Origin of the sequence: Flavobacterium terrigena (assembly GCF_900108955.1) — a bacterium.
Taxonomy (GTDB): domain Bacteria; phylum Bacteroidota; class Bacteroidia; order Flavobacteriales; family Flavobacteriaceae; genus Flavobacterium; species Flavobacterium terrigena.
Genome location: NZ_FNYA01000001.1, coordinates 469,074 through 488,139, shown reverse-complemented (window position 1 = coordinate 488,139; position 19,066 = coordinate 469,074). Strand labels below are relative to the sequence as shown.

Annotated in this window: 19 protein-coding genes and 3 tRNA genes; 9 read left to right on the top strand and 13 right to left on the bottom strand. The window is 31.1% G+C overall.

The features are described 5' to 3' along the window. Positions 1 to 53: 53 nt before the first annotated feature. Positions 54 to 1,217: a sigma-54-dependent transcriptional regulator gene (locus BMX42_RS02310; RefSeq protein ID WP_091307912.1), complete on the top strand. Its 1,164-nt coding sequence runs from the start codon at positions 54 to 56 to the stop codon at positions 1,215 to 1,217. 116 nt (positions 1,218 to 1,333) lie between these two features. Then, entirely contained in the window at positions 1,334 to 1,948 is a 615-nt protein-coding gene (locus BMX42_RS02305) for a DEAD/DEAH box helicase (RefSeq protein ID WP_091307909.1), read from the top strand. A gap of 71 nt (positions 1,949 to 2,019) precedes the next feature. Here BMX42_RS02305 and BMX42_RS02300 read toward each other — a convergent pair whose 3' ends face one another. After that, positions 2,020 to 4,785 (bottom strand): PKD-like domain-containing protein, encoded by a 2,766-nt coding sequence (locus tag BMX42_RS02300; RefSeq protein ID WP_091307906.1) that lies wholly within the window; start codon positions 4,783 to 4,785, stop codon positions 2,020 to 2,022. Positions 4,786 to 4,900: 115 nt separating this feature from the next. On the opposite strand from BMX42_RS02300, the gene BMX42_RS02295 reads away from it, so the two are divergent. From BMX42_RS02295 to BMX42_RS02285, 3 genes are all read left to right on the top strand, one after another. Then, the gene (locus BMX42_RS02295; RefSeq protein ID WP_091307903.1) at positions 4,901 to 5,101 is read left to right on the top strand and encodes a hypothetical protein; all 201 of its coding nucleotides are present in this window, start codon (positions 4,901 to 4,903) and stop codon (positions 5,099 to 5,101) included. Positions 5,102 to 5,192: 91 nt separating this feature from the next. Further along, a complete protein-coding gene (locus BMX42_RS02290; RefSeq protein WP_091307900.1) occupies positions 5,193 to 6,827 on the top strand; it encodes an ABC-F family ATP-binding cassette domain-containing protein in 1,635 nt (544 codons plus the stop codon). Between the two features lie 184 nt (positions 6,828 to 7,011). Beyond that, positions 7,012 to 8,088, top strand: coding sequence for a sensor histidine kinase (locus tag BMX42_RS02285; protein ID WP_091307897.1), 1,077 nt, complete (start codon positions 7,012 to 7,014; stop codon positions 8,086 to 8,088). A 1-nt stretch (position 8,089) separates the two neighbouring features. Here the strand turns inward: BMX42_RS02285 and BMX42_RS02280 are convergent, their stop codons facing one another. The 7 genes from BMX42_RS02280 to BMX42_RS02250 all read right to left on the bottom strand — a co-directional run bounded on the left by BMX42_RS02280 (position 8,090) and on the right by BMX42_RS02250 (position 12,236). After that, positions 8,090 to 8,536: a sterol desaturase family protein gene (locus tag BMX42_RS02280; protein WP_091307894.1), complete on the bottom strand. Its 447-nt coding sequence runs from the start codon at positions 8,534 to 8,536 to the stop codon at positions 8,090 to 8,092. Positions 8,537 to 8,594: 58 nt separating this feature from the next. Then, positions 8,595 to 9,434: a phytoene/squalene synthase family protein gene (locus BMX42_RS02275; RefSeq protein ID WP_091307892.1), complete on the bottom strand. Its 840-nt coding sequence runs from the start codon at positions 9,432 to 9,434 to the stop codon at positions 8,595 to 8,597. A 1-nt stretch (position 9,435) separates the two neighbouring features. Then, complete coding sequence (locus BMX42_RS02270; RefSeq protein WP_091307889.1) at positions 9,436 to 10,896, bottom strand: phytoene desaturase family protein; 1,461 nt, start codon at positions 10,894 to 10,896, stop codon at positions 9,436 to 9,438. A 33-nt stretch (positions 10,897 to 10,929) separates the two neighbouring features. Then, a complete protein-coding gene (locus tag BMX42_RS02265) occupies positions 10,930 to 11,829 on the bottom strand; it encodes a MerR family transcriptional regulator (RefSeq protein WP_091307886.1) in 900 nt (299 codons plus the stop codon). A 92-nt stretch (positions 11,830 to 11,921) separates the two neighbouring features. Next, positions 11,922 to 12,003 (bottom strand) — tRNA-Leu (locus tag BMX42_RS02260). 41 nt (positions 12,004 to 12,044) lie between these two features. Further along, positions 12,045 to 12,120 (bottom strand) — tRNA-Lys (locus BMX42_RS02255). 43 nt (positions 12,121 to 12,163) lie between these two features. Next, a tRNA-Lys gene (locus BMX42_RS02250) sits at positions 12,164 to 12,236 on the bottom strand. A 201-nt stretch (positions 12,237 to 12,437) separates the two neighbouring features. On the opposite strand from BMX42_RS02250, the gene BMX42_RS02245 reads away from it, so the two are divergent. Further along, positions 12,438 to 12,953, top strand: a complete 516-nt coding sequence (locus tag BMX42_RS02245; RefSeq protein WP_245748202.1) for a shikimate kinase — start codon at positions 12,438 to 12,440, stop codon at positions 12,951 to 12,953. Here BMX42_RS02245 and BMX42_RS02240 read toward each other — a convergent pair. From BMX42_RS02240 to BMX42_RS02230, 3 genes are read right to left on the bottom strand one after another with little or no spacing between them, the layout of a single operon-like run. Beyond that, positions 12,945 to 13,439, bottom strand: coding sequence for a phosphoribosyltransferase family protein (locus BMX42_RS02240; protein WP_091307879.1), 495 nt, complete (start codon positions 13,437 to 13,439; stop codon positions 12,945 to 12,947). The genes BMX42_RS02245 and BMX42_RS02240 overlap by 9 nt on opposite strands. Positions 13,440 to 13,442: 3 nt before the next feature. Next, positions 13,443 to 14,024, bottom strand: coding sequence for a class I SAM-dependent methyltransferase (locus tag BMX42_RS02235; RefSeq protein ID WP_317040019.1), 582 nt, complete (start codon positions 14,022 to 14,024; stop codon positions 13,443 to 13,445). Beyond that, positions 14,008 to 14,394: an RNA-binding S4 domain-containing protein gene (locus tag BMX42_RS02230; RefSeq protein WP_091307873.1), complete on the bottom strand. Its 387-nt coding sequence runs from the start codon at positions 14,392 to 14,394 to the stop codon at positions 14,008 to 14,010. Before BMX42_RS02230 ends, BMX42_RS02235 begins: the two co-directional genes overlap by 17 nt. Before the next feature lie 87 nt (positions 14,395 to 14,481). Here BMX42_RS02230 and BMX42_RS02225 point away from each other — a divergent pair, with 87 nt between their 5' ends. From BMX42_RS02225 to BMX42_RS02215, 3 genes are all read left to right on the top strand, one after another. Then, a complete protein-coding gene (locus BMX42_RS02225) occupies positions 14,482 to 15,504 on the top strand; it encodes an FKBP-type peptidyl-prolyl cis-trans isomerase (RefSeq protein WP_143055594.1) in 1,023 nt (340 codons plus the stop codon). Between the two features lie 81 nt (positions 15,505 to 15,585). Further along, entirely contained in the window at positions 15,586 to 16,401 is an 816-nt protein-coding gene (locus BMX42_RS02220; RefSeq protein ID WP_091307866.1) for a 2,3,4,5-tetrahydropyridine-2,6-dicarboxylate N-succinyltransferase, read from the top strand. After that, positions 16,401 to 17,522 (top strand): glycosyltransferase family 4 protein, encoded by a 1,122-nt coding sequence (locus BMX42_RS02215; protein ID WP_091307863.1) that lies wholly within the window; start codon positions 16,401 to 16,403, stop codon positions 17,520 to 17,522. The genes BMX42_RS02220 and BMX42_RS02215 overlap by 1 nt, the downstream gene beginning before the upstream one ends. Here the strand turns inward: BMX42_RS02215 and BMX42_RS02210 are convergent. Both BMX42_RS02210 and BMX42_RS02205 read right to left on the bottom strand, forming a co-directional pair. Continuing rightward, positions 17,488 to 18,240, bottom strand: coding sequence for a glycosyltransferase family 2 protein (locus tag BMX42_RS02210; RefSeq protein WP_091307860.1), 753 nt, complete (start codon positions 18,238 to 18,240; stop codon positions 17,488 to 17,490). The two genes, BMX42_RS02215 and BMX42_RS02210, sit on opposite strands and share 35 nt — an antisense overlap. Further along, positions 18,230 to 19,060, bottom strand: a complete 831-nt coding sequence (locus BMX42_RS02205; protein WP_091307857.1) for a glycosyltransferase family 2 protein — start codon at positions 19,058 to 19,060, stop codon at positions 18,230 to 18,232. The genes BMX42_RS02210 and BMX42_RS02205 overlap by 11 nt, the downstream gene beginning before the upstream one ends. Positions 19,061 to 19,066 lie beyond the last annotated feature (6 nt).

The window sequence follows — 19,066 nt, the reverse complement described above, 5'->3', positions numbered from 1 at the left end:
ATTCATTCTAGTATTTAATTATGCTACTTTGTAGTTGAATTTAATAAATTAAAATGTCAAAAATCCTTATCATAGAAGACGAAGCGCCAATTAGACGCGTCTTAAATAAAATATTATCAGAAGAAAGTGATACGTATTTGGTGCAAGAAGCCGAAGACGGATTACAAGGTGTTGAGTTAGTTAAAAACGAAGATTTTGATTTGATTTTGTGCGATATCAAAATGCCAAAAATGGACGGAGTTGAAGTTTTAGAAGCTATCAAAAAAATCAAACCTGAAATTCCAATGGTAATGATTTCAGGTCATGGCGATTTAGAAACAGCTGTCAATACGATGCGTTTAGGTGCTTTTGATTATATTTCAAAACCACCAGATTTAAACAGATTGTTAAATACGGTTCGAAATGCTTTAGATAAAAAACAATTAGTTGTAGAAAATAAAATTCTTAAGAAAAAAGTTTCTAAAAACTACGAAATGATAGGCGAGAGCGAAGCCATTTCTCATATTAAAACTATGATTGAAAAAGTAGCTCAAACAGATGCTAGAGTTTTAATTACAGGTCCAAATGGAACTGGTAAAGAATTAGTTGCTCATCAATTACACGAAAATAGTAATCGTTCATCACAAGCTATTATCGAAGTCAATTGTGCTGCCATTCCTTCAGAATTAATTGAAAGTGAATTATTTGGACACGTGAAAGGTGCTTTTACATCTGCCGTGAAAGATAGAGCTGGAAAGTTTGAAGCTGCTCATGGTGGAACAATTTTCTTAGATGAAATTGGCGATATGAGTTTGTCGGCGCAAGCGAAAGTGTTACGTGCTTTGCAAGAGAATTTAATTCAACGTGTTGGTGCAGATAAAGATATTAAAGTCGATGTTCGCGTTATCGCAGCAACTAATAAAGATTTAAAGTTGGAGATTGCAGAAGGTCGTTTCCGTGAAGATTTATATCACAGATTAGCGGTAATTTTAATTAAAGTTCCTGCTTTAAATGACAGAAGATCAGATATTCCAATGTTGATTGAACATTTTGCAACAAAAATTTCAGAAGAACAAGGAAACGCTAAAAAGACATTCTCGAAAGAAGCTATAAAGTTATTACAATATTACGATTGGACAGGAAATATACGTGAATTAAGAAACGTAGTAGAGCGTTTAATCATTTTAGGAAACAACGAAATTTCAGAATCAGATGTAAATTTATTTGCGTCTAAATAAAAGATATACTTTTTAAAATAGTAAAGAGATTCGCAAAATAAAGGTGAATCTCTTTTTTTGTTTTTCTTTGTGTATCTTTGCACTCACATTATAAAACTCTGCGTAACAATAATACAATGCAATTAAAAAAAATAAACCCACTTTTACAAGAAGCATTAATCGAAAACGGTTTAACCGAAGCGAATGAAATGCAACAAGAAACTTTTTCAACTATAAAAAGTGGCGCTGATGCGGTAATTCAATCAGGAAAAAAATCAGGAAAATCGACTACAATTGTTTTAAATGTTATTCAACGTTTGGAAAAACAATTTATGGAATCGCCAAGAGCTTTAATTATTGTGGAAACAAAAGAGAAGGTTTTGGAAATGGTTGAAATGTTTAGAAAATATAACCGTTACACACAATTACGTGTTTATGGCGCACATGATAAAGGCGATATGGATTGGGATAAAAATCAAATTTCTTTAGGAATTGATGTTTTAATAGGAACGCCTAATCGTTTAGATTTAATGTTTGCTACTGCAGGTTTTGATGTAAACAGATTATTGATGTACGTTGTTGATGATGCCGATATTTTGTTTAAACTTCGATTAGATGCCAAAACAAACCGAATTTCAGAAAGTATTTCTAAATCACAACGTTTGATTTTTTGTAATAAAATTTCGGATAGAGTAGAAGCTGTAGCTGATAGAACAATGATTGAACCTTTATTCTTCGAGATGGAAGATTAGTTTTAAGATAGAAACAACATAAAAAAAACTCAAACTGTAAAGTTTGAGTTTTTTTTATGTCTTATTTTTTTTTATTGTTTGATAATTCTGTGACTTACAATTCCTGATTCTGTTTCAAATTCAATGTTGTAAATACCGATATTTAAAACTGATATATCGATTGTTCCATTTTTTAAATTATCAACTTCCTTAGCTAAAACAGTTTGTCCCATTTGATTAGAGATTTGAACGGATTTAACTTTACTATTGTAACTAAAGTTTATACTATCAAATGATGGATTCGGATACATAACTAAATCAACAGGATCTTCATTATTTATTAGGTTTTCTGTAACATCTGCAGATAAGTAATTCTCACAACCCGTTACTAAACTAAACGCTTTTACAGAATAAATTCCTTCTTCTGTAGCTGAATAAGTATTTGAATTAGCATTAGTAATAAGTGTACTATTCAAATACCATTCAAAACTATAATCAAATGTGTTTAATCCAGTATCTAATACATATGGAATTAGATTTCCATTTCCATCAAATGTAATCTCACCATCTGTCAAATTTGATAAGTATGGCAATGGATTTACTAATACAGTGTATTCTGTAGTTCCTCCTTCACAATTTCCCAACTTTGTTGTGACACTATATTTTACAAATCCTTGAATATTTGATGTGTTAATTAATATGTCATTTATAGATGCAGGTGCCATTCCTATTCCGTTTGAAAAACCTGTTACGTTTTGTGAATCTGTAACAGTCCAAACTAACTCTGTTCCTGTAATATTTGGGAAAGTTGCAATTGTTAAATTTGATGTTTCTCCACTACAAATTGCATAAGTTGGGAAAGCTATTGGTGTTCCAGGCAAAGGATTTACAGTAATAGTTACTGCATTTGTAACTGTTGTTCCAGTGCAAATTCCGTTTACTGGTGTTACGTTAAAACTAATAGTTCCCGCTATTAATGAATTTGTTAATGCTAATTGTATATCAATAATTCCTGTTGTTGAAGTTCCACTTGTTGTTCCACCAACAATTTGAACACCAGTTGAAGAATTTACTTGCCAATTGTATGCAGTTGCAGAATTACTATTTGAAGTAATAGTTACAAATTGATTATTACAAATTGTTGTTTGACTTACCGTTGTTGAAGTTGTAGTAGGAATTGGTTGTACTGTAACTGCTATTTGTTGTGGCATTCCATAACAACTACCAATTTCTGGTCGTACTTGTATAGTAATAGTTCCAACGGCATTCACACCAATTAAATTAACAACCTGGTCAATATTAGTTTGGTTTCCATTAAGAGTAGTTGTATTTACATTGCTAGTTGTAGCACTCCAAGTAAAAGTTGCCCCCGGGACTGTACTTGTTAATTGAGAAGCAATATTTAATTGTCCTCCATTACAAATTGTGATATCTGGAATTTGTGTAATAAATTGTGGTGTTTGATTAATCGTAACAGTAGCGCTTTGACCAATAATTGGAATTGTACATGCGTCTAAACTTGCACTGATTAATGTATAAGTTGTGGTTACTGTTGGCGAAACCGGTATAATAATACTTCCTGAAGAACCAGTTATAAATGTGTTTTGAGAACTTCCATTTGTCATTGTTATTGTTGTTCCTGGAGTACCTGTTATTATTAAATTAACTGGAGTTCCTGCACATGTTGCTGTGCTTCCTGAAATTGATATTCCAGTTGGGTTAGGCATTATATTAATTATTGCTATACTAGAATCACTTGAGCATGTAGAAGTTGCAGGAACGGTATACATAAATGATGAACTTGTTGCTCCCATTGCAGATGTAAATGTTCCAGCTGCTGCGTTGAATGTTCCACCTGTACCTGAAGTTCTTGTCCAAACTCCTCCATATTGTTCACCAGAAATTATGTCAAAAATATCAATTGTAGAATTGTTTTCGCAAATATATATGTTTCCATCAGTTCCAGCATGTGGTTGATCATAGACAGTAATTGTTCCTGTAGCATAAGCTGTTCCGCAACCTCCTGTTAAGGGAATTGAATAGTTATATACTCCAAACATTACAGGTGTACCAGATATTGTTATGACATTTCCTGACCAATTAGCTGTAACACCTACTGGTAATCCTGATTGTATAATTCCTGTTGCTCCTGTTGTTGCATGAGTAATTGTTGTCATAGGAGAACCTAAACACAATGTTGGAGTTGAAGAAGGAGGTGAAACAGTGTTATTTGGAATAGTATTACTTGGTGTAACTGTTATTGTACCAGTAGCATAAGTCGTTCCGCAACCTCCTGTTAAAGGAATAGAATAATTAAATATACCAACTGATATTGGAGTACCAGTAATTACAATATGGTTTGCTGACCAAATTGCATTTACTCCTGGTGGTAATTCTGTCGCAGTTCCAATTCCCGTAGCTCCTGTTGTTGTAAGAGTAATTTGTGTTAAAGGAGTATCTATACATAATGTTTGATTAGAAGAAACTGTTGAAACATTATTACTTGGTGTAATAGTAATTGTTGTTGTAGTAATTACAGCACCACAACTTCCGGCAGCTGAAATAGTATATTCAACGGTGTACATTCCAGGAGTACTTGCACTCGGTATAATTTCTCCAGTTGTTGGATTTAATGCTAGTCCTGCAGGTGTGGAACTAAAAAAACCACCTAAATAAGCGTCCGTTCCGGTTAAAGTTACTGCTTGTGGATTTGTTATTGAACTACAAAAATTAATGCTAGAATAACTAATAGCTGCAGTTGGACAAGCCAAATTATCATTAGTTTTCTTTTCTGCAAAAGCATTGATTCCCGTTAAAAATAAAATAGTAATTAAAAAAAGGCGTAGTGTGTGTTTCATTTAATTTGTTTTTGTAAACATCAAAAGTAATTAATTTAATTCTAATATGTTTTTTGATATTAAATAATTTTCAAAATAACCTATCTTTGCACCTCGAAAATCCAAATACACAAACATGGGACTTATTAAAATTTTTTCTGGAAAAGAAAGCATTGCCAAAAATTTACAAACGGTTATTGAAAAAGGGAATGTGACTGTTATCCAACGTGAAAACAAACAAAATTCTGGAAGCGCTGCAATTATTGAATTATTTATAGAAGAAGACGATTTTATGAAAGTTCGCGATGCTATTGAGGATTTTAAAATGAATATGTAGAATTAGTGAATTGAGATTGGTGAATAGTGATTAGTTTTTTAATTATTGTGATACCTAATACCTTTTACCCAAAAACTTATACCCGAATAAAATGATTACAGTTAACGATATTGCCGTAGAATTTGGCGGAACAACACTTTTTAGCGATGTAACTTTTGCTATAAACGAGAATGATAAAATTGCCCTTATGGGTAAAAATGGAGCAGGAAAATCAACTTTATTAAAAATTGTTGCCGGAGAGAATAAAGCGACTCGTGGTACAATTTCTGCGCCAGGTGATGCCGTAATTGCGTATTTGCCACAGCATTTATTGACTTCAGACAATTGCACGGTTATGGAAGAAGCATCAAAAGCTTTTGCTGATGTTTTAGATATGAAGAAAGAAATTGACGAAATTAACGAGCAATTAACCATTCGTACGGATTATGAAAGTGACGAGTATATGAAATTAATTGAACGCGTTTCTGAACTTTCGGAAAAATTTTATTCTATTGAAGAAGTCAATTACGAAGCGGAAGTGGAAAAAGTTTTAAAAGGTTTAGGTTTTGAACGTGAAGACTTTACTAGAAACACATCTGAGTTTTCTGGAGGTTGGAGAATGCGAATTGAATTAGCAAAAATCCTTTTGAAAAAACCTGATTTGATTTTATTAGATGAGCCAACCAATCACATGGATATTGAAAGTATTCAGTGGTTAGAGGATTTCTTAATCAATCAAGCGAAAGCGGTTATGGTAATTTCTCACGATAGAACTTTCGTTGATAACATTACAAATCGTACTATTGAAGTGACAATGGGACGAATTTACGATTATAAAGCAGTCTATTCTCATTATTTAGAATTGAGAAAAGACAGAAGAATTCACCAACAAAAAGCTTACGACGAACAACAGAAATTTATTGCCGATAATCAAGCATTTATTGATCGTTTTAGAGGAACTTTTTCTAAAACAGAATCGGTGCAATCTCGTGTGAAAATGCTAGAAAAAATTGTTCCAATTGAAGTGGATGAAGTAGATACTTCTGCTTTAAAATTAAAATTTCCTCCTTCACCACGTTCAGGACAATATCCTGTGGTTGTGGAAGGTTTAAGAAAAAAATATGGTGATCACGTAGTTTTTGACGATGCTAATTTAGTTATCGAACGTGGTCAAAAAGTCGCTTTCGTTGGTAAAAATGGGGAAGGAAAATCGACAATGATTAAAGCTATCATGAAAGAAATTGATTTTGATGGTGGAAAATTAGAAGTGGGTCACAATTCTCAAATTGGATATTTTGCTCAAAATCAGGCTTCATTGCTAGATGGTGAAATGACAATTTTTGAAACAATTGACCAAATCGCTGTTGGAGATGTTCGTACGAAAATTAAAGATTTATTAGGTGCTTTCATGTTTAAAGGTGACGACATTCAAAAGAAAGTAAAAGTGCTTTCTGGTGGTGAAAAAACGCGTTTAGCCATGATTAAATTGTTGTTAGAGCCAGTAAATGTTTTAATTCTAGATGAGCCAACGAATCACTTAGATATGAAAACGAAAGACATCATTAAAGATGCCTTACGTGATTTCGATGGAACTTTAATCTTAGTTTCTCACGATCGTGATTTCTTAGATGGTTTAGCTACAAAAGTTTTCGAATTTGGAAACAAGCGTGTGAAAGAACATTTTGAAGATATTAAAGGTTTCTTAGCACACAAGAAAATGGAAAGTATGCGTGAAATTGAAAAGTAGTAATTGGTCCAAAGTGATTAATGAATAAGAATAAATAAAAAGCTCCAACTGGAGCTTTTTTTATGCGTTTATGTTTTTTTTCAAAAGCTTATTAGCTCACAAGAAAAAAGAAAGTTTGAAAGAAATAGAGAAATAATATTCGTATCTTTATAGATTATATTTTATTGATAATCAAGGTGTTATTATGATAGATGAGTATCATTTTAAATCGAAAGAAGATTTTGTTGCTATGGCAGATTTATTGCCGTATCCGTTTGCTATTGCCGAAACAAATCCTGAAAGTAACATTGTTGAATTGTATTTTAATCAAAATATTCTTGACGAATTTGGATATTCTGTTGATGAGATTAATAGTGTGGAACTTTGGTATGAAAATTTGTATCCAAATGCAGAATACAGAGAGTTTGTTAGACAGTATTTTGAAAGTGAAATTGAAATTTCGAGAACTAAAAATGAAAAATTCGTAAAAATTAAAGCTAAACTTACACCAAAAAATCAACAAGAAAAATGGTATGAAATTAAAGCCTTTTTCATTAATACATTCTTTGTTTTGGCTTTTGTGGATATAAATAATGAAGTGCTTTTACAAGAAGAATTAAAAAAACAAAATGAGAATAACAATAGAATGTTGTCTGTTTTAGGCCACGATTTAAGAACACCTATTGCTAATTTGTATTCCATTTCTTCATTAGCAATAAGTAATAATATTTCTAGCATCGATTTTGTTTCAATTGCCGAATTGATTAATAAAGAATCAATGCAAGTTTTAAATATGCTTGAAACTACGATTAACTGGGCTAAATTAAATTTTAATTCCTTACAATTAAATGCCTCTTCAATTGATTATCAAAATTTAGTAGAAAATGTGGTAGCCATTTATCAAGAAAATTGTTCAGATAAACAGATTTCAGTTTTAGTGGATTTGCGTAATTTTAAAACAAAAGAAACGGATGAAGAAATTGTGACAATCATTATCCGAAATTTGATTTCTAATGCGATTAAATTCACACCAACTAACGGAAAAATTTCTATTTATGCACTAAATAATTGTTTGGTTGTTGAAGATTTCGGAATTGGCATGAGTCAAGAAAAATTGCAAAGTATTCGAACAAATTCTTACACGTCATGTCGTGGAACGAATAACGAATTAGGTATTGGTCTAGGACTTCAATTAGTTATGAAACTTTCAGAAAAAATCAATTCTAAAATTAGTTTTGAGAGCGAAGTCGATAAAGGTACAAAAGCTATTTTGATGTTCTAATTTATGCGTTTTTATAATGTTTAAAAGGGAATAACAACATTCCGAAACATTCCCCTTTGTCTTTTCCTAAATGTTTGTGGTGCATTTTATGAGCTCTTCTTAAAGCGCGAGCATATTTGTGATTCGCATTTCTAAATAACTTAAAACGTTGGTGAATAAAAATATCGTGGACTAAAAAATACGTTAATCCGTAAGCGAAAATTCCTAATCCAATGGCTAAACCAATTTCTAAAATTTCGTAACGCCATAACAAGAAAAAGATAATGCTTATTACGGCATAAAAAACAAAAAACGTATCGTTTCTTTCAAACCAAGAATCGTGATCTTTTTTATGATGATCGGCGTGTAAATGCCACAAAAATCCGTGCATGACGTATTTATGTGTAAACCAAGCCATAAATTCCATGATGAAAAAGGTGAGTATAAAAACCAATATATATAATCCCATAATTTTATTTTTTTATTGTAACTGTCAACTTTGTAAGTCCCAAATCGTAAATCGTAATTTACAATAAATTCAATCTGTATTTTACATAACAACGTGCCAAAAGTTCTGCTTTTTGATAATTTGGAACTCTAATTCTGGTGTTTTTAATTTCTGTAGAAGGTGTTGCTTTCAATCGATTTAATAATCTTTTATAATATCTATATGCCGTGTAAACACCAAATTTAGCTTCAATTGGTAAGCGTAAAATGCCTTCGTATGCTAGTTTAAAATCGGCTTCAATATCATCAATAATTTCTTTTTTTGAAGCTTCTGTCAGTTTTGATAAATCGGTATTTGGAAAATAAGTTCTATTCAAACCTTCAAAATCAGCTTTCAAATCTCTTAAAAAATTCACTTTCTGAAAAGCAGAACCTAATTTCATAGCGGAATCTTTCAAGTCATTGTATTTTTTCTCATCACCTTTAACAAAAACCAGCAAACACATTAAACCCACAACATCAGCACTTCCGTAAATATATTCGTTATATTCTTCAGTGGTTTTATATTCTTGTTTTACCAAATCGAGTTTCATGCTTTGCATAAAAGCATCAATGAGTTCTTGATTGATTTTATATTTGTGAACCGTATGTTGAAAAGAGTTTAAAATCGGATTCAAACTAATTTTATCTGTTATGGCATCCGCTAATTCCTTTTCGAATTTTTCGAATAATACTTCTTTATTATAGTCATGAAAACTATCCACAATTTCATCAGCAAATCGCACAAAACCATAAATGTTATAAATGTCTTGTCGGATGGATGGCGCCAACATTTTCACTGCAGATGAAAATGAAGTGCTGTAAGCTTTGGTTACTTTTACGCTACAAGCGAAAGAAACGGTGTCAAATAATGCCTTCATTTTATTGGTATTTTTGGATTAATTGTGAAACTAGTTTTCCTGATATTATGGCTGGTGGAACTCCTGGTCCTGGAACGGTCAATTGTCCTGTGAAATATAAATTCTTCACTTTTTTGCTCTTCAATTTCGGACGCAAAACTGCGGTTTGTAATAAAGTATTCGCCATTCCGTAGGCATTTCCTTTATAAGAATTGTATTCCGATTTGAAATCGTTCACACAAAATGATTTTTTAAAAACGATGTTGTTTCGAACATCTTGTTTGGTGATTTCTTCAAATCGAGAAATTATTTTTTCGAAGTATTTTTCTCTTACTTCTTCAGTGTCTTCTAAATCGGGTGCAATTGGTACTAAAAAGAAGCCGTTTTCGCAACCTTCTGGTGCGGTGTGTTTATTTGTTATAGATGTGAAATTAGCATAAAACAAAGGTTGTTCTGGCCATTTTGGATTGTCGTAAATAGCAATGGCATGTTTCTCGAAATCGGAATCAAAAAACAAATTATGATGACACACATTTTCTAGTTTTTTATCGAAACCAACATAAAACAATAGGGAAGAAGGTGCGAATGTTTTTTTGTTCCAATACGCTTCAGAATATTGTCTGTTTTCTTTTGGTAATAAGGTTTCGGTATGATGATAATCGGCTCCGGAAAGCACCACATCTGCTTTTAGAATTTCATGATTTATTTTAATTCCGATTGCTTTATTGTTTTCAACTACAATTTCTTCAATGTTTGAATTGGTATGATAAGTTACACCTAATTCACTTCCAAGTTTTATCATCGCTTGAATTACATCGAAAAAGCCATTTTTGGGTTGCCAAGTTCCTAAACCGAAATCGGCATAATTCATAAAACTATAAAATGATGGTGTGTCTGAAGGTTTTGCCCCTAAAAACAATACTGGAAATTCTAAGATTTGTTGTAAGTTTTTATTTTTTATTTTTTGTCGGACATCTCTTTTTATGTTTGAAAAAAACTGATCTAATTTGAAAGCAGTTTGTGCTGTAATTAATTCGAAAATAGATTCTCCAGGTCGGTACACTAAGTCTTTTATGGCAATTTCATAATTATTTTTGGCATTGGAAATGAATTTTTCTAATTGTTTTCCGCTGCCTTTTTCTATTTTTTCAAAGTCGGAGATAATCGTATTTAAGTCATCAGAAACATCAAAATGTTCGTTGTTGCCAAAAAGCACTCTATAGCCTGGCGTTAATTTTTCTAAATGATAATAATCGGAAGGTTTCTTATTAAAATCTGCAAAAAAACGTTCAAAAACATCTGGCATCCAATACCAAGATGGTCCCATATCAAACGTAAAGCCTTTTTCTGTGAATTGTCTGGCACGACCACCCAAAGTGTTGTTTTTTTCAAATACGGACACTTTATTGCCTTCCTTAGCTAAATAGCAAGCAGCAGCTAACGAGGAAAATCCGGAACCTATTATTTGAATTGTTTTGGACATATTTTGTACTTACGAATTTTTTTAAAAGAGGGTTTATAATGTTGCTAAGAAATCTAATATATTTTCTATACTTTTTATTTTTGGTGGTAGTTTTAAATTTTTTAGTCCCGATGTTTTTTTACCAAATAGTAATAATTCATTCGAACTGTCTTTTAATATGGTTTCATTAAAATCATTAAAATATTCTTCAATTTCATCTTCATGTGGTTCAACTGTTAAATAGGTAATAAATGTTATTTTTTTAAAATAACTATTTAAATCTATTAAGTTTTCAATTGGTAAACTTCTTCCTAGGTATATAGAGTGATGACCATTTGTAACGATTTCATGATGTAAAAATAAAAGCCCTAATTCATGCAATTCATTAAAAGGTAAATACAAAACATAGGTTTCGTCGGATATTTCATTTTGTTGTAATTGGTATTTTTCAATTTCAATTAAAATTTTATGTTTTATTAAGTGCGAAATAAAATGTTCATGAGCAGGAGTTATAGTGTTTGTTGACCATAAAACCCCAACTTCTTCTAATAAAGGAATAAATGTTTCACAAAAAACTTCACTAAAACTTTTTCCAACGATTAATTCGTTATATGTTTTTGCAAAAAGTGATTGATCGAAATTTACCATAGCCATTTTGAAATTACTTAATAAGTGGCTATTAACATTTTTTTCATTCTGAATTTTTAATACAAATTTTTCAATTTCCTGTTGATTGAGTTTTGAGATTTTTGAAATCTTGTATCCGAAATCAGTTAACAATTTTACGTTTAGAAGTTTTTGTAAATTCTTAATATCATACAATCTGATATTGGTATCGGTACGCATGGGTTCAAGCAAATCGTATCTTTTTTCCCAGATTCGAATAGTGTGTGCTTTAATACCAGAAAGATTTTCTAAGTCCTTTATGCTGAATGTAGATTTAATATTGTTCATTCTTTTTATAAAAAGTTTAAACAAAAGTAAACAAAAAATATTAGAAATGACATAAAAAGAAAAAATCTTGCGAAAGCAAGATTTTATAAAAGTGACCACAATGGGATTCGAACCCATACGCCTTGCAGCACCACCCCCTCAAGATGGCGAGTCTACCAATTTCTCCACATGGCCTAAAATAAAAAAAGAAGCTAAACAAATTGCTTAGCTTCTTTTGGTGACCCCGCTGGGATTCGAACCCAGGACCCCTACATTAAAAGTGTAATGCTCTACCAGCTGAGCTACAGAGTCGTTGCAATGAAGTTGTAATTTTTTATATTTTGAAATATTTTAGTGACCCCGCTGGGATTCGAACCCAGGACCCCTACATTAAAAGTGTAATGCTCTACCAGCTGAGCTACAGAGTCTAAAACTATTTCCTCATTGCGGGTGCAAATATAAGATGATTTATTTATTTCGCAATAGCTTTTTAGTATTAATTTAATATTTTTTTAAAATTAATTTATAACCCCTTAATTCATAAGTGTTTGTTGTAAATCTTGTTTTTTTAATAATTAAAATTTCATTAAATTATTATACATTTATACCATAAAAACGGATAAAATATTATGAAAATAATTCTAGTTGGATACATGGCATCTGGTAAATCTACCATTGGAAAACTACTTTCTGAGTCGTTAAATGTGTCTTTTTACGATTTAGACCATTTGATTGAAACTGATATGAATTTAAAAGTTAATGAAATTTTCGAACAAAAAGGAGAATTGTCTTTTAGAAAAAAGGAAAGAGAAGTCTTGACTAATTTTTTAAATACTGCAGATAATTATGTTTTGGCTTTAGGTGGAGGTACACCTTGTTATTATGATAATTTCGAATTATATCAATCGGAAGGTATTCATTCTATTTATTTAAAAGCTTCTGTGGAGACGATATTGAAACGTTTACATACTCAGAAAGCTTCCAGACCATTAGTAGCTCGTTTTAACGAAGAAGAGCTTCAAGAGTTTGTGGCGAAGCATTTGTTTGAACGCAACTATTTCTATCATCAAGTAAAAACAATTGTTTCTATTGATGAAAAAGACGAAAAAGAGATAGTTTCTGAAATTGTATCTAAACTAACTTAAATACACGTAAGAATTGTTTTCTTCAAAAACCACTTGAACGTGCTCTTGTAAAGATGTTGATAATGATAAACCTTTGAAATCAGCTTTTACAGGATATTTTTTATGATTTCTATCAATTAACACAGCCGTTTTAAATTTGTTTAACGGTACATTTAAGAAATGCTTAATCGCATAAATTAATGTTGCGCCCGAATTTAAAACATCGTCTACTAAAACTAAGTTTTTATTGGCATACTCATCAGAATTTAATGAAGTTGTTATCGGTTCTGATGGCTTTTGTTTATTAATATTAACTTCACAAATAATAATTTTGATATCGCTAATCGTTTCTAATTGTTTGGCAATTTTTTGCGCAAATGTAAATCCGCTATTTGAAATTCCTGCAATTACTAATTCAGAATCGTTAGCAAACGTTTCGTAAATTTGATAAGCAATACGTTTTGTTTTGTGTTCTATTTCGGTGTGAGTTAAAATAATGTGTTGCATGGTTTATTTTTTTTCAAATGTAAAAAACAATTCTGTATTTGCGCGAGGTTTTATCGAATTATACGCAGGCTCTAATGTTTTTATGGTAAATTTTTCAGAAAATAGATTTACATATTCTTCGTAACTTCCTCCAAATGGTGGTCCAGCTTCTGTTAATGGGAAATTAAATAATAAGCCAGAAATTTTTCCTTTATCTGATAATAAATCGTGCATTTTAGAAACATAATTTTCTCTTAAACTTGGATTTAAAGCGCAGAAGAATGTTTGTTCTATAATTAAATCATATGTTTCGTTATGATTAAAAAAATCGCCTTGAATAATATGTTTTTCTAAGTCTTTATTTCTGCTTAAAATGGCATCTATTGGTTGTTGGGCAAAATCAATTACGAAAACATTGTGAAACCCTTTTTCAATTAAATAATCTAATTCATACGCATTTCCAGCACCAGGAATCAGAATTTTAATATCTTTATTTTTCAATTGATCAATATATTCTTTTAATGGTGTGGAAACATGTCCAATATCCCATTTGGCAGAATCTGTCTGGTATCGGTTTTCCCAATATTCTTTATTCAATTTCATCATCTATGTCATTTTCGGTATAGTCAGAAATATCTCTTCGATCTTTTTTGGTTGGTCTTCCTTCACCTTTAGCTCTGTAATGTTCTTTAGAAAGTTTTATCATTTCTAAATGTTCAAAAGACTCTGCTGGTGTTTCATCTTTTCTATACAAATCAACTAATTTGGCAGCCACTCTGTTAGGTGGAATGTCTAAAACCTTAACGATATAGTTAATTTGATCTCTTCTTAAGGTAATTTTATCCAAAGGATAAACATCTCGTGATGCTTTTGCTTTCACATTATTCACCGAAACATGTCCTTTTTTTATAGCTTCTGCAGCAAGTCCTCTTGTTTTATAGTATCTAATACACCATAAATATTTATCAATTCGCATAAATTTCAAAAATCAATGTTAATATTTGTACAAAAATAAATGAAAATCGTATCTTGCGAGCACTTTTTTAAATTAAAATATTACAAAATGAAATTATCATTAAGATTATTACTTTTATTACCTTTTATATTGATTATGGTTGGATGTCCACCTGATGATACTCCGGATGACGTTGTGTTAAGACCATATTCAGAAGTTTATGCAGAAGATATTGCTGAGATTGAGGATTTTATGAATACTCATTTTATGACGGTTGATGGTGATAATAATGTTACTTTTACTGAAATTACACCTAGTACTCCAGGTACACCAATTTCTGATGGTATGGATAATTCAACTAATCAAGATGATCCTGCAAAACCTCTGAAACATAAAGTAATTACTAAAGGTGGTGTAGATCATAAATTATATTTTATTAAATTAGAAGAAGGATTAGGTAATACAGATGTTGATTCGGATCCAAATAATGATAATCCAACAAAATTAGATTCAATTTATGCATCTTACAAAGGGTATAAAACGGATTTAACAAGTTTTGATGAAGCTTCAACTCCAGTTTGGTTTCAGTTAGAACAAGTAGTTCAAGGTTGGAGAGAAATATTTCCAGATTTTAAAATTGGAAATTCTAATTATAATAGTTCAACAGGAATAACAACTTTCAGCGATTTTGGTGCAGGTGTAATGTTTCTTCCTTCTGCATTGGGATACTACGGTCAAAGTACAGGGTCAATTACAGCTTATACTCCAATTATATTTAGCTTTAAATTAATGAAGTTGAGATATAAAGATCATGATGGCGATAAAATTCTTTCCAAAGAAGAATATTTAGGAACTGGTTTGGTTTCAGGAACTGCAATTGATACTGACGGTGATGGAAAACCTGATTATGGTGACTATGATGATGATAATGATGGAAAATTAACGAAAGATGAAATTAAGTATACATATCTAGATGGTTTAGTAACTAAATCAGCTTGGTACCCTTATCAAGGAATTTTAGTTGATAATCCAGCTACTGCAATCGATGAGTCTAAAGGAATACCAAGTTGTGCTGGAGACTTCTCTACAACAACAAGGCTTAGAAAACATTTAGATCCTTCATGTAAATAACACAAAATCCTGCTAAAAGCAGGATTTTTTTTTTTGTAATACAAATTGGAAAACTTTATCTTTGTTAAAAAATAAGTAAACATGACAAACTTGCAATCTATTATAGAAACGGCATGGGAAAACCGTGCATTATTACAAGAAGAAACTACACAAAATGCTATTAGAGAAGTTGTTGATTTATTAGATAACGGTTCGCTTAGAGTGGCGGAACCAGTTGCTAATGGATGGCAAGTTAACGAATGGGTTAAAAAAGCAGTAGTAATGTATTTTCCTATTCAAAAAATGGAAACTTTAGAAGCTGGTATTTTTGAATATCACGATAAAATTCCATTGAAACGTAACTTTGCAGAAAGAGGAATTAGAGTAGTACCAAATGCAGTTGCTCGTCATGGTGCTTATATTTCTTCAGGTGTAATTTTAATGCCTTCTTATGTAAATATTGGTGCGTATGTTGACGAAGGAACAATGGTAGATACTTGGGCAACTGTGGGTAGTTGTGCACAAATTGGTAAACACGTACATTTAAGTGGTGGAGTTGGTATTGGTGGGGTTTTAGAACCTTTACAAGCAGCTCCAGTGATTATTGAAGATGGTGCTTTTATCGGTTCTCGTTGTATCGTTGTGGAAGGTGTTCGTGTGGAAAAAGAAGCAGTTTTAGGTGCTAATGTTTGTTTAACAGCATCTACAAAAATAATTGATGTTACGGGTAGTGAGCCAATTGAATACAAAGGTGTGGTGCCTTCTCGTTCAGTTGTAATTCCTGGAACATATACTAAAAAATTCCCTGCTGGTGATTTTCAAGTGCCATGTGCTTTAATTATTGGACAAAGAAAACCATCTACAGATTTAAAAACATCATTAAATGATGCTTTAAGAGAATATAACGTAGCAGTATAATGAATATTGGTTTTGAGGCAAAAAGAGTTTTTCATAATAAAACCGGATTAGGTAATTATAGTCGAGATTTAGTTCGAATTTTAGCTACTTATTTTCCAGAGAATAACTATTTTTTATACAATCCTAAAGCGTATAAAAAAACTCTTTTTGTTTCAAATAATACCAATGTTTTTGAAAAAAATCCAATCTCTAAATTCAATAAAAAATTTTCTACGATTTGGCGTCAAAAAGCGGTTGTTAAAGATTTAGTAAAAGATAATGTGGAAATTTATCATGGACTTTCAGGTGAAATCCCAATAGGTTTACAAAAAAAAGGAATTAAATCAGTTGTCACTATTCACGATTTAATTTTTGTTCGATACCCAAATTTATATTCTTTTTTCGATAGAAAAATCCATTTCTATAAGTTTAAAAAAGCCGCTGAAAGAGCCGATTTAGTTATTGCTATTAGCGAACAAACTAAGAAAGATATTATGTCTTATTTGCACATTGATGCAAGTAAAATAAAAGTAGTTTATCAAGGCTGTCAGGATGTTTTTAAAAGAGAATATTCCGATTCTGAAAAGCAACAAGTTGCTGAAAAATTCAATTTGCCAGAAACGTTTGTTTTAAATGTTGGAACAATTGAAGAAAGAAAAAATGCATTAACTATTGTAAAAGCCATTAAAAAATTAGATGTTGATTTAGTTTTAATTGGAAAACAAACTGATTATACTGAAAAAATTCATCAATATATTTCCGAAAATAAGTTAGAAAAGCGAGTGCGTTTTCTTAAAGGTTTAACTAGTGAAGAACTAGCAATAACCTATCAATTGGCTTCTGTTTTTGTTTATCCATCGATATTTGAAGGTTTCGGAATTCCTATAATTGAAGCCTTGTATTCTAAAACGCCAGTAATAACTAATAAAACGGGTGTTTTTTCTGAAGCTGCTGGACCAAATTCTTTATACATTGAACCTTTTGATGTGGTAGATTTATCTAAAAAAATAAGCAAAGTTTTGAGTGATAATTCTTTAGCTTCAAAAATGAAAGAAGAAGGTTTGAAATTTGCGCAACAATTTAATGATGATGTTATTGCATCTGAAGTTATGAGTTGTTATCAGCAAGTTCTTTCAGTTTAGCATATTTCAAGTAATTACAAAACGCTGAAAACATACTCCAAGTGAAACCAGCATAACCATTCATGAAATTTCTTTGGAAAAAATAGTATCGAATAAAATCGAAAGGAAATTTGATTACTAGTTTAAATACAGAACTTTTCTTGTTTTTCTCATGTAATAATTCACCACTCAAAAGCGCATATTTTATTTGTTTTTGAATAGCTGTTGCAATATCAAAAACAGTATAATGTAGCATTTCATTTTTTAAATGACTAGTTTTTCCTTGAATTTCTATGGTTTCATGAACTATATTTGGCGTAAATCCACCAAAATTTTTATTTAACAAACGTAAAATTGGTCGTTTGTTTTCTGCACCATAAGTGAAGACTTTATTTAAGAAAACGTGAGTTCTAGGAATCGTATAAGCGTTAAAATCTAATGAAAAATCTAAATTGCTAATTTCAATAATTAGAGCGTCAGAAAGTACTTCATCAGCATCTAATGAAAGCGACCAATCGTTTTTAGTTTGATCTAACGCAAATTGTTTTTGTAATCCAAAATTATCAAACTTTCGGTAAATTACTTTCGCACCAAACGATTCGCAAATGGAAACTGTATTGTCCGTACTTCCAGAATCAACAACAATAATTTCATCAAAAGCACCCAACTTTTCTAAGCATTTTCCAATGATTTTTTCTTCATTGAAGGTGATAATAAATACTGAAATTTTAGTCTTCATGGTTCAAATATTTTGATAAACCATTTTTTATGGTAGTTACGTTATTTTGCTTATTGAATTTTCTTATGTAGTTGTTGTTTAGCCAATTATCTTTAGTGGCATAACTTCTATCATGATTTAAATGCAAACAAATGGCACTGTATCTTATTTGCTTACTTTTTATTTTATTATTAAAAAGGCGTTCGCCAATTTCTCTATCTAAACCGCCATATTTCATTTCTTCATTAAAGCCATTTACAGCTATTAAATCTTCTTTAAAACAGGAAGTATTATGCCCGTTGAATGTTTTCTTAGTTGGTGTTATCCAATTCATAAATTGACCGAAGAATGAATTTTGTGTAAGCTTAGAAATTTTAAAATTTAGCTTTAATCCATTGTCTAACAACCATTTTATCTGAAAACAACTCTGGTTTTTAATACTATTGGCATCTATAGAATTTGAAACTACATCATTTAGTTTGAAATATCCACCGGATAAAAAATATCCTTTTTTCTTATGTTTTAAATGTGTAGCGATAAAATCACGACGTGGAATACAATCTCCATCAGAAAAAAGAATATAAGATGATGACGCCTTCACAATGGCTTTATTTAAAATTTTAGTTTTTTGAAAACCATTGTCTTCTTGCCAAACATGAACAATTGGATGTTTAAATTCGGATTTAAAACTATCTAATAAATCTTTAGTTTTTGATGTAGAACCATCATCGGCAATTATAAGTTCAAAATCGGTAAACGATTGTACAGCATAACCCCACAAAACTTTTTCTAACCAAGTTTCAGAGTTGTATGTAGTAATTATTACAGAAATTGTACTCAAACAGTA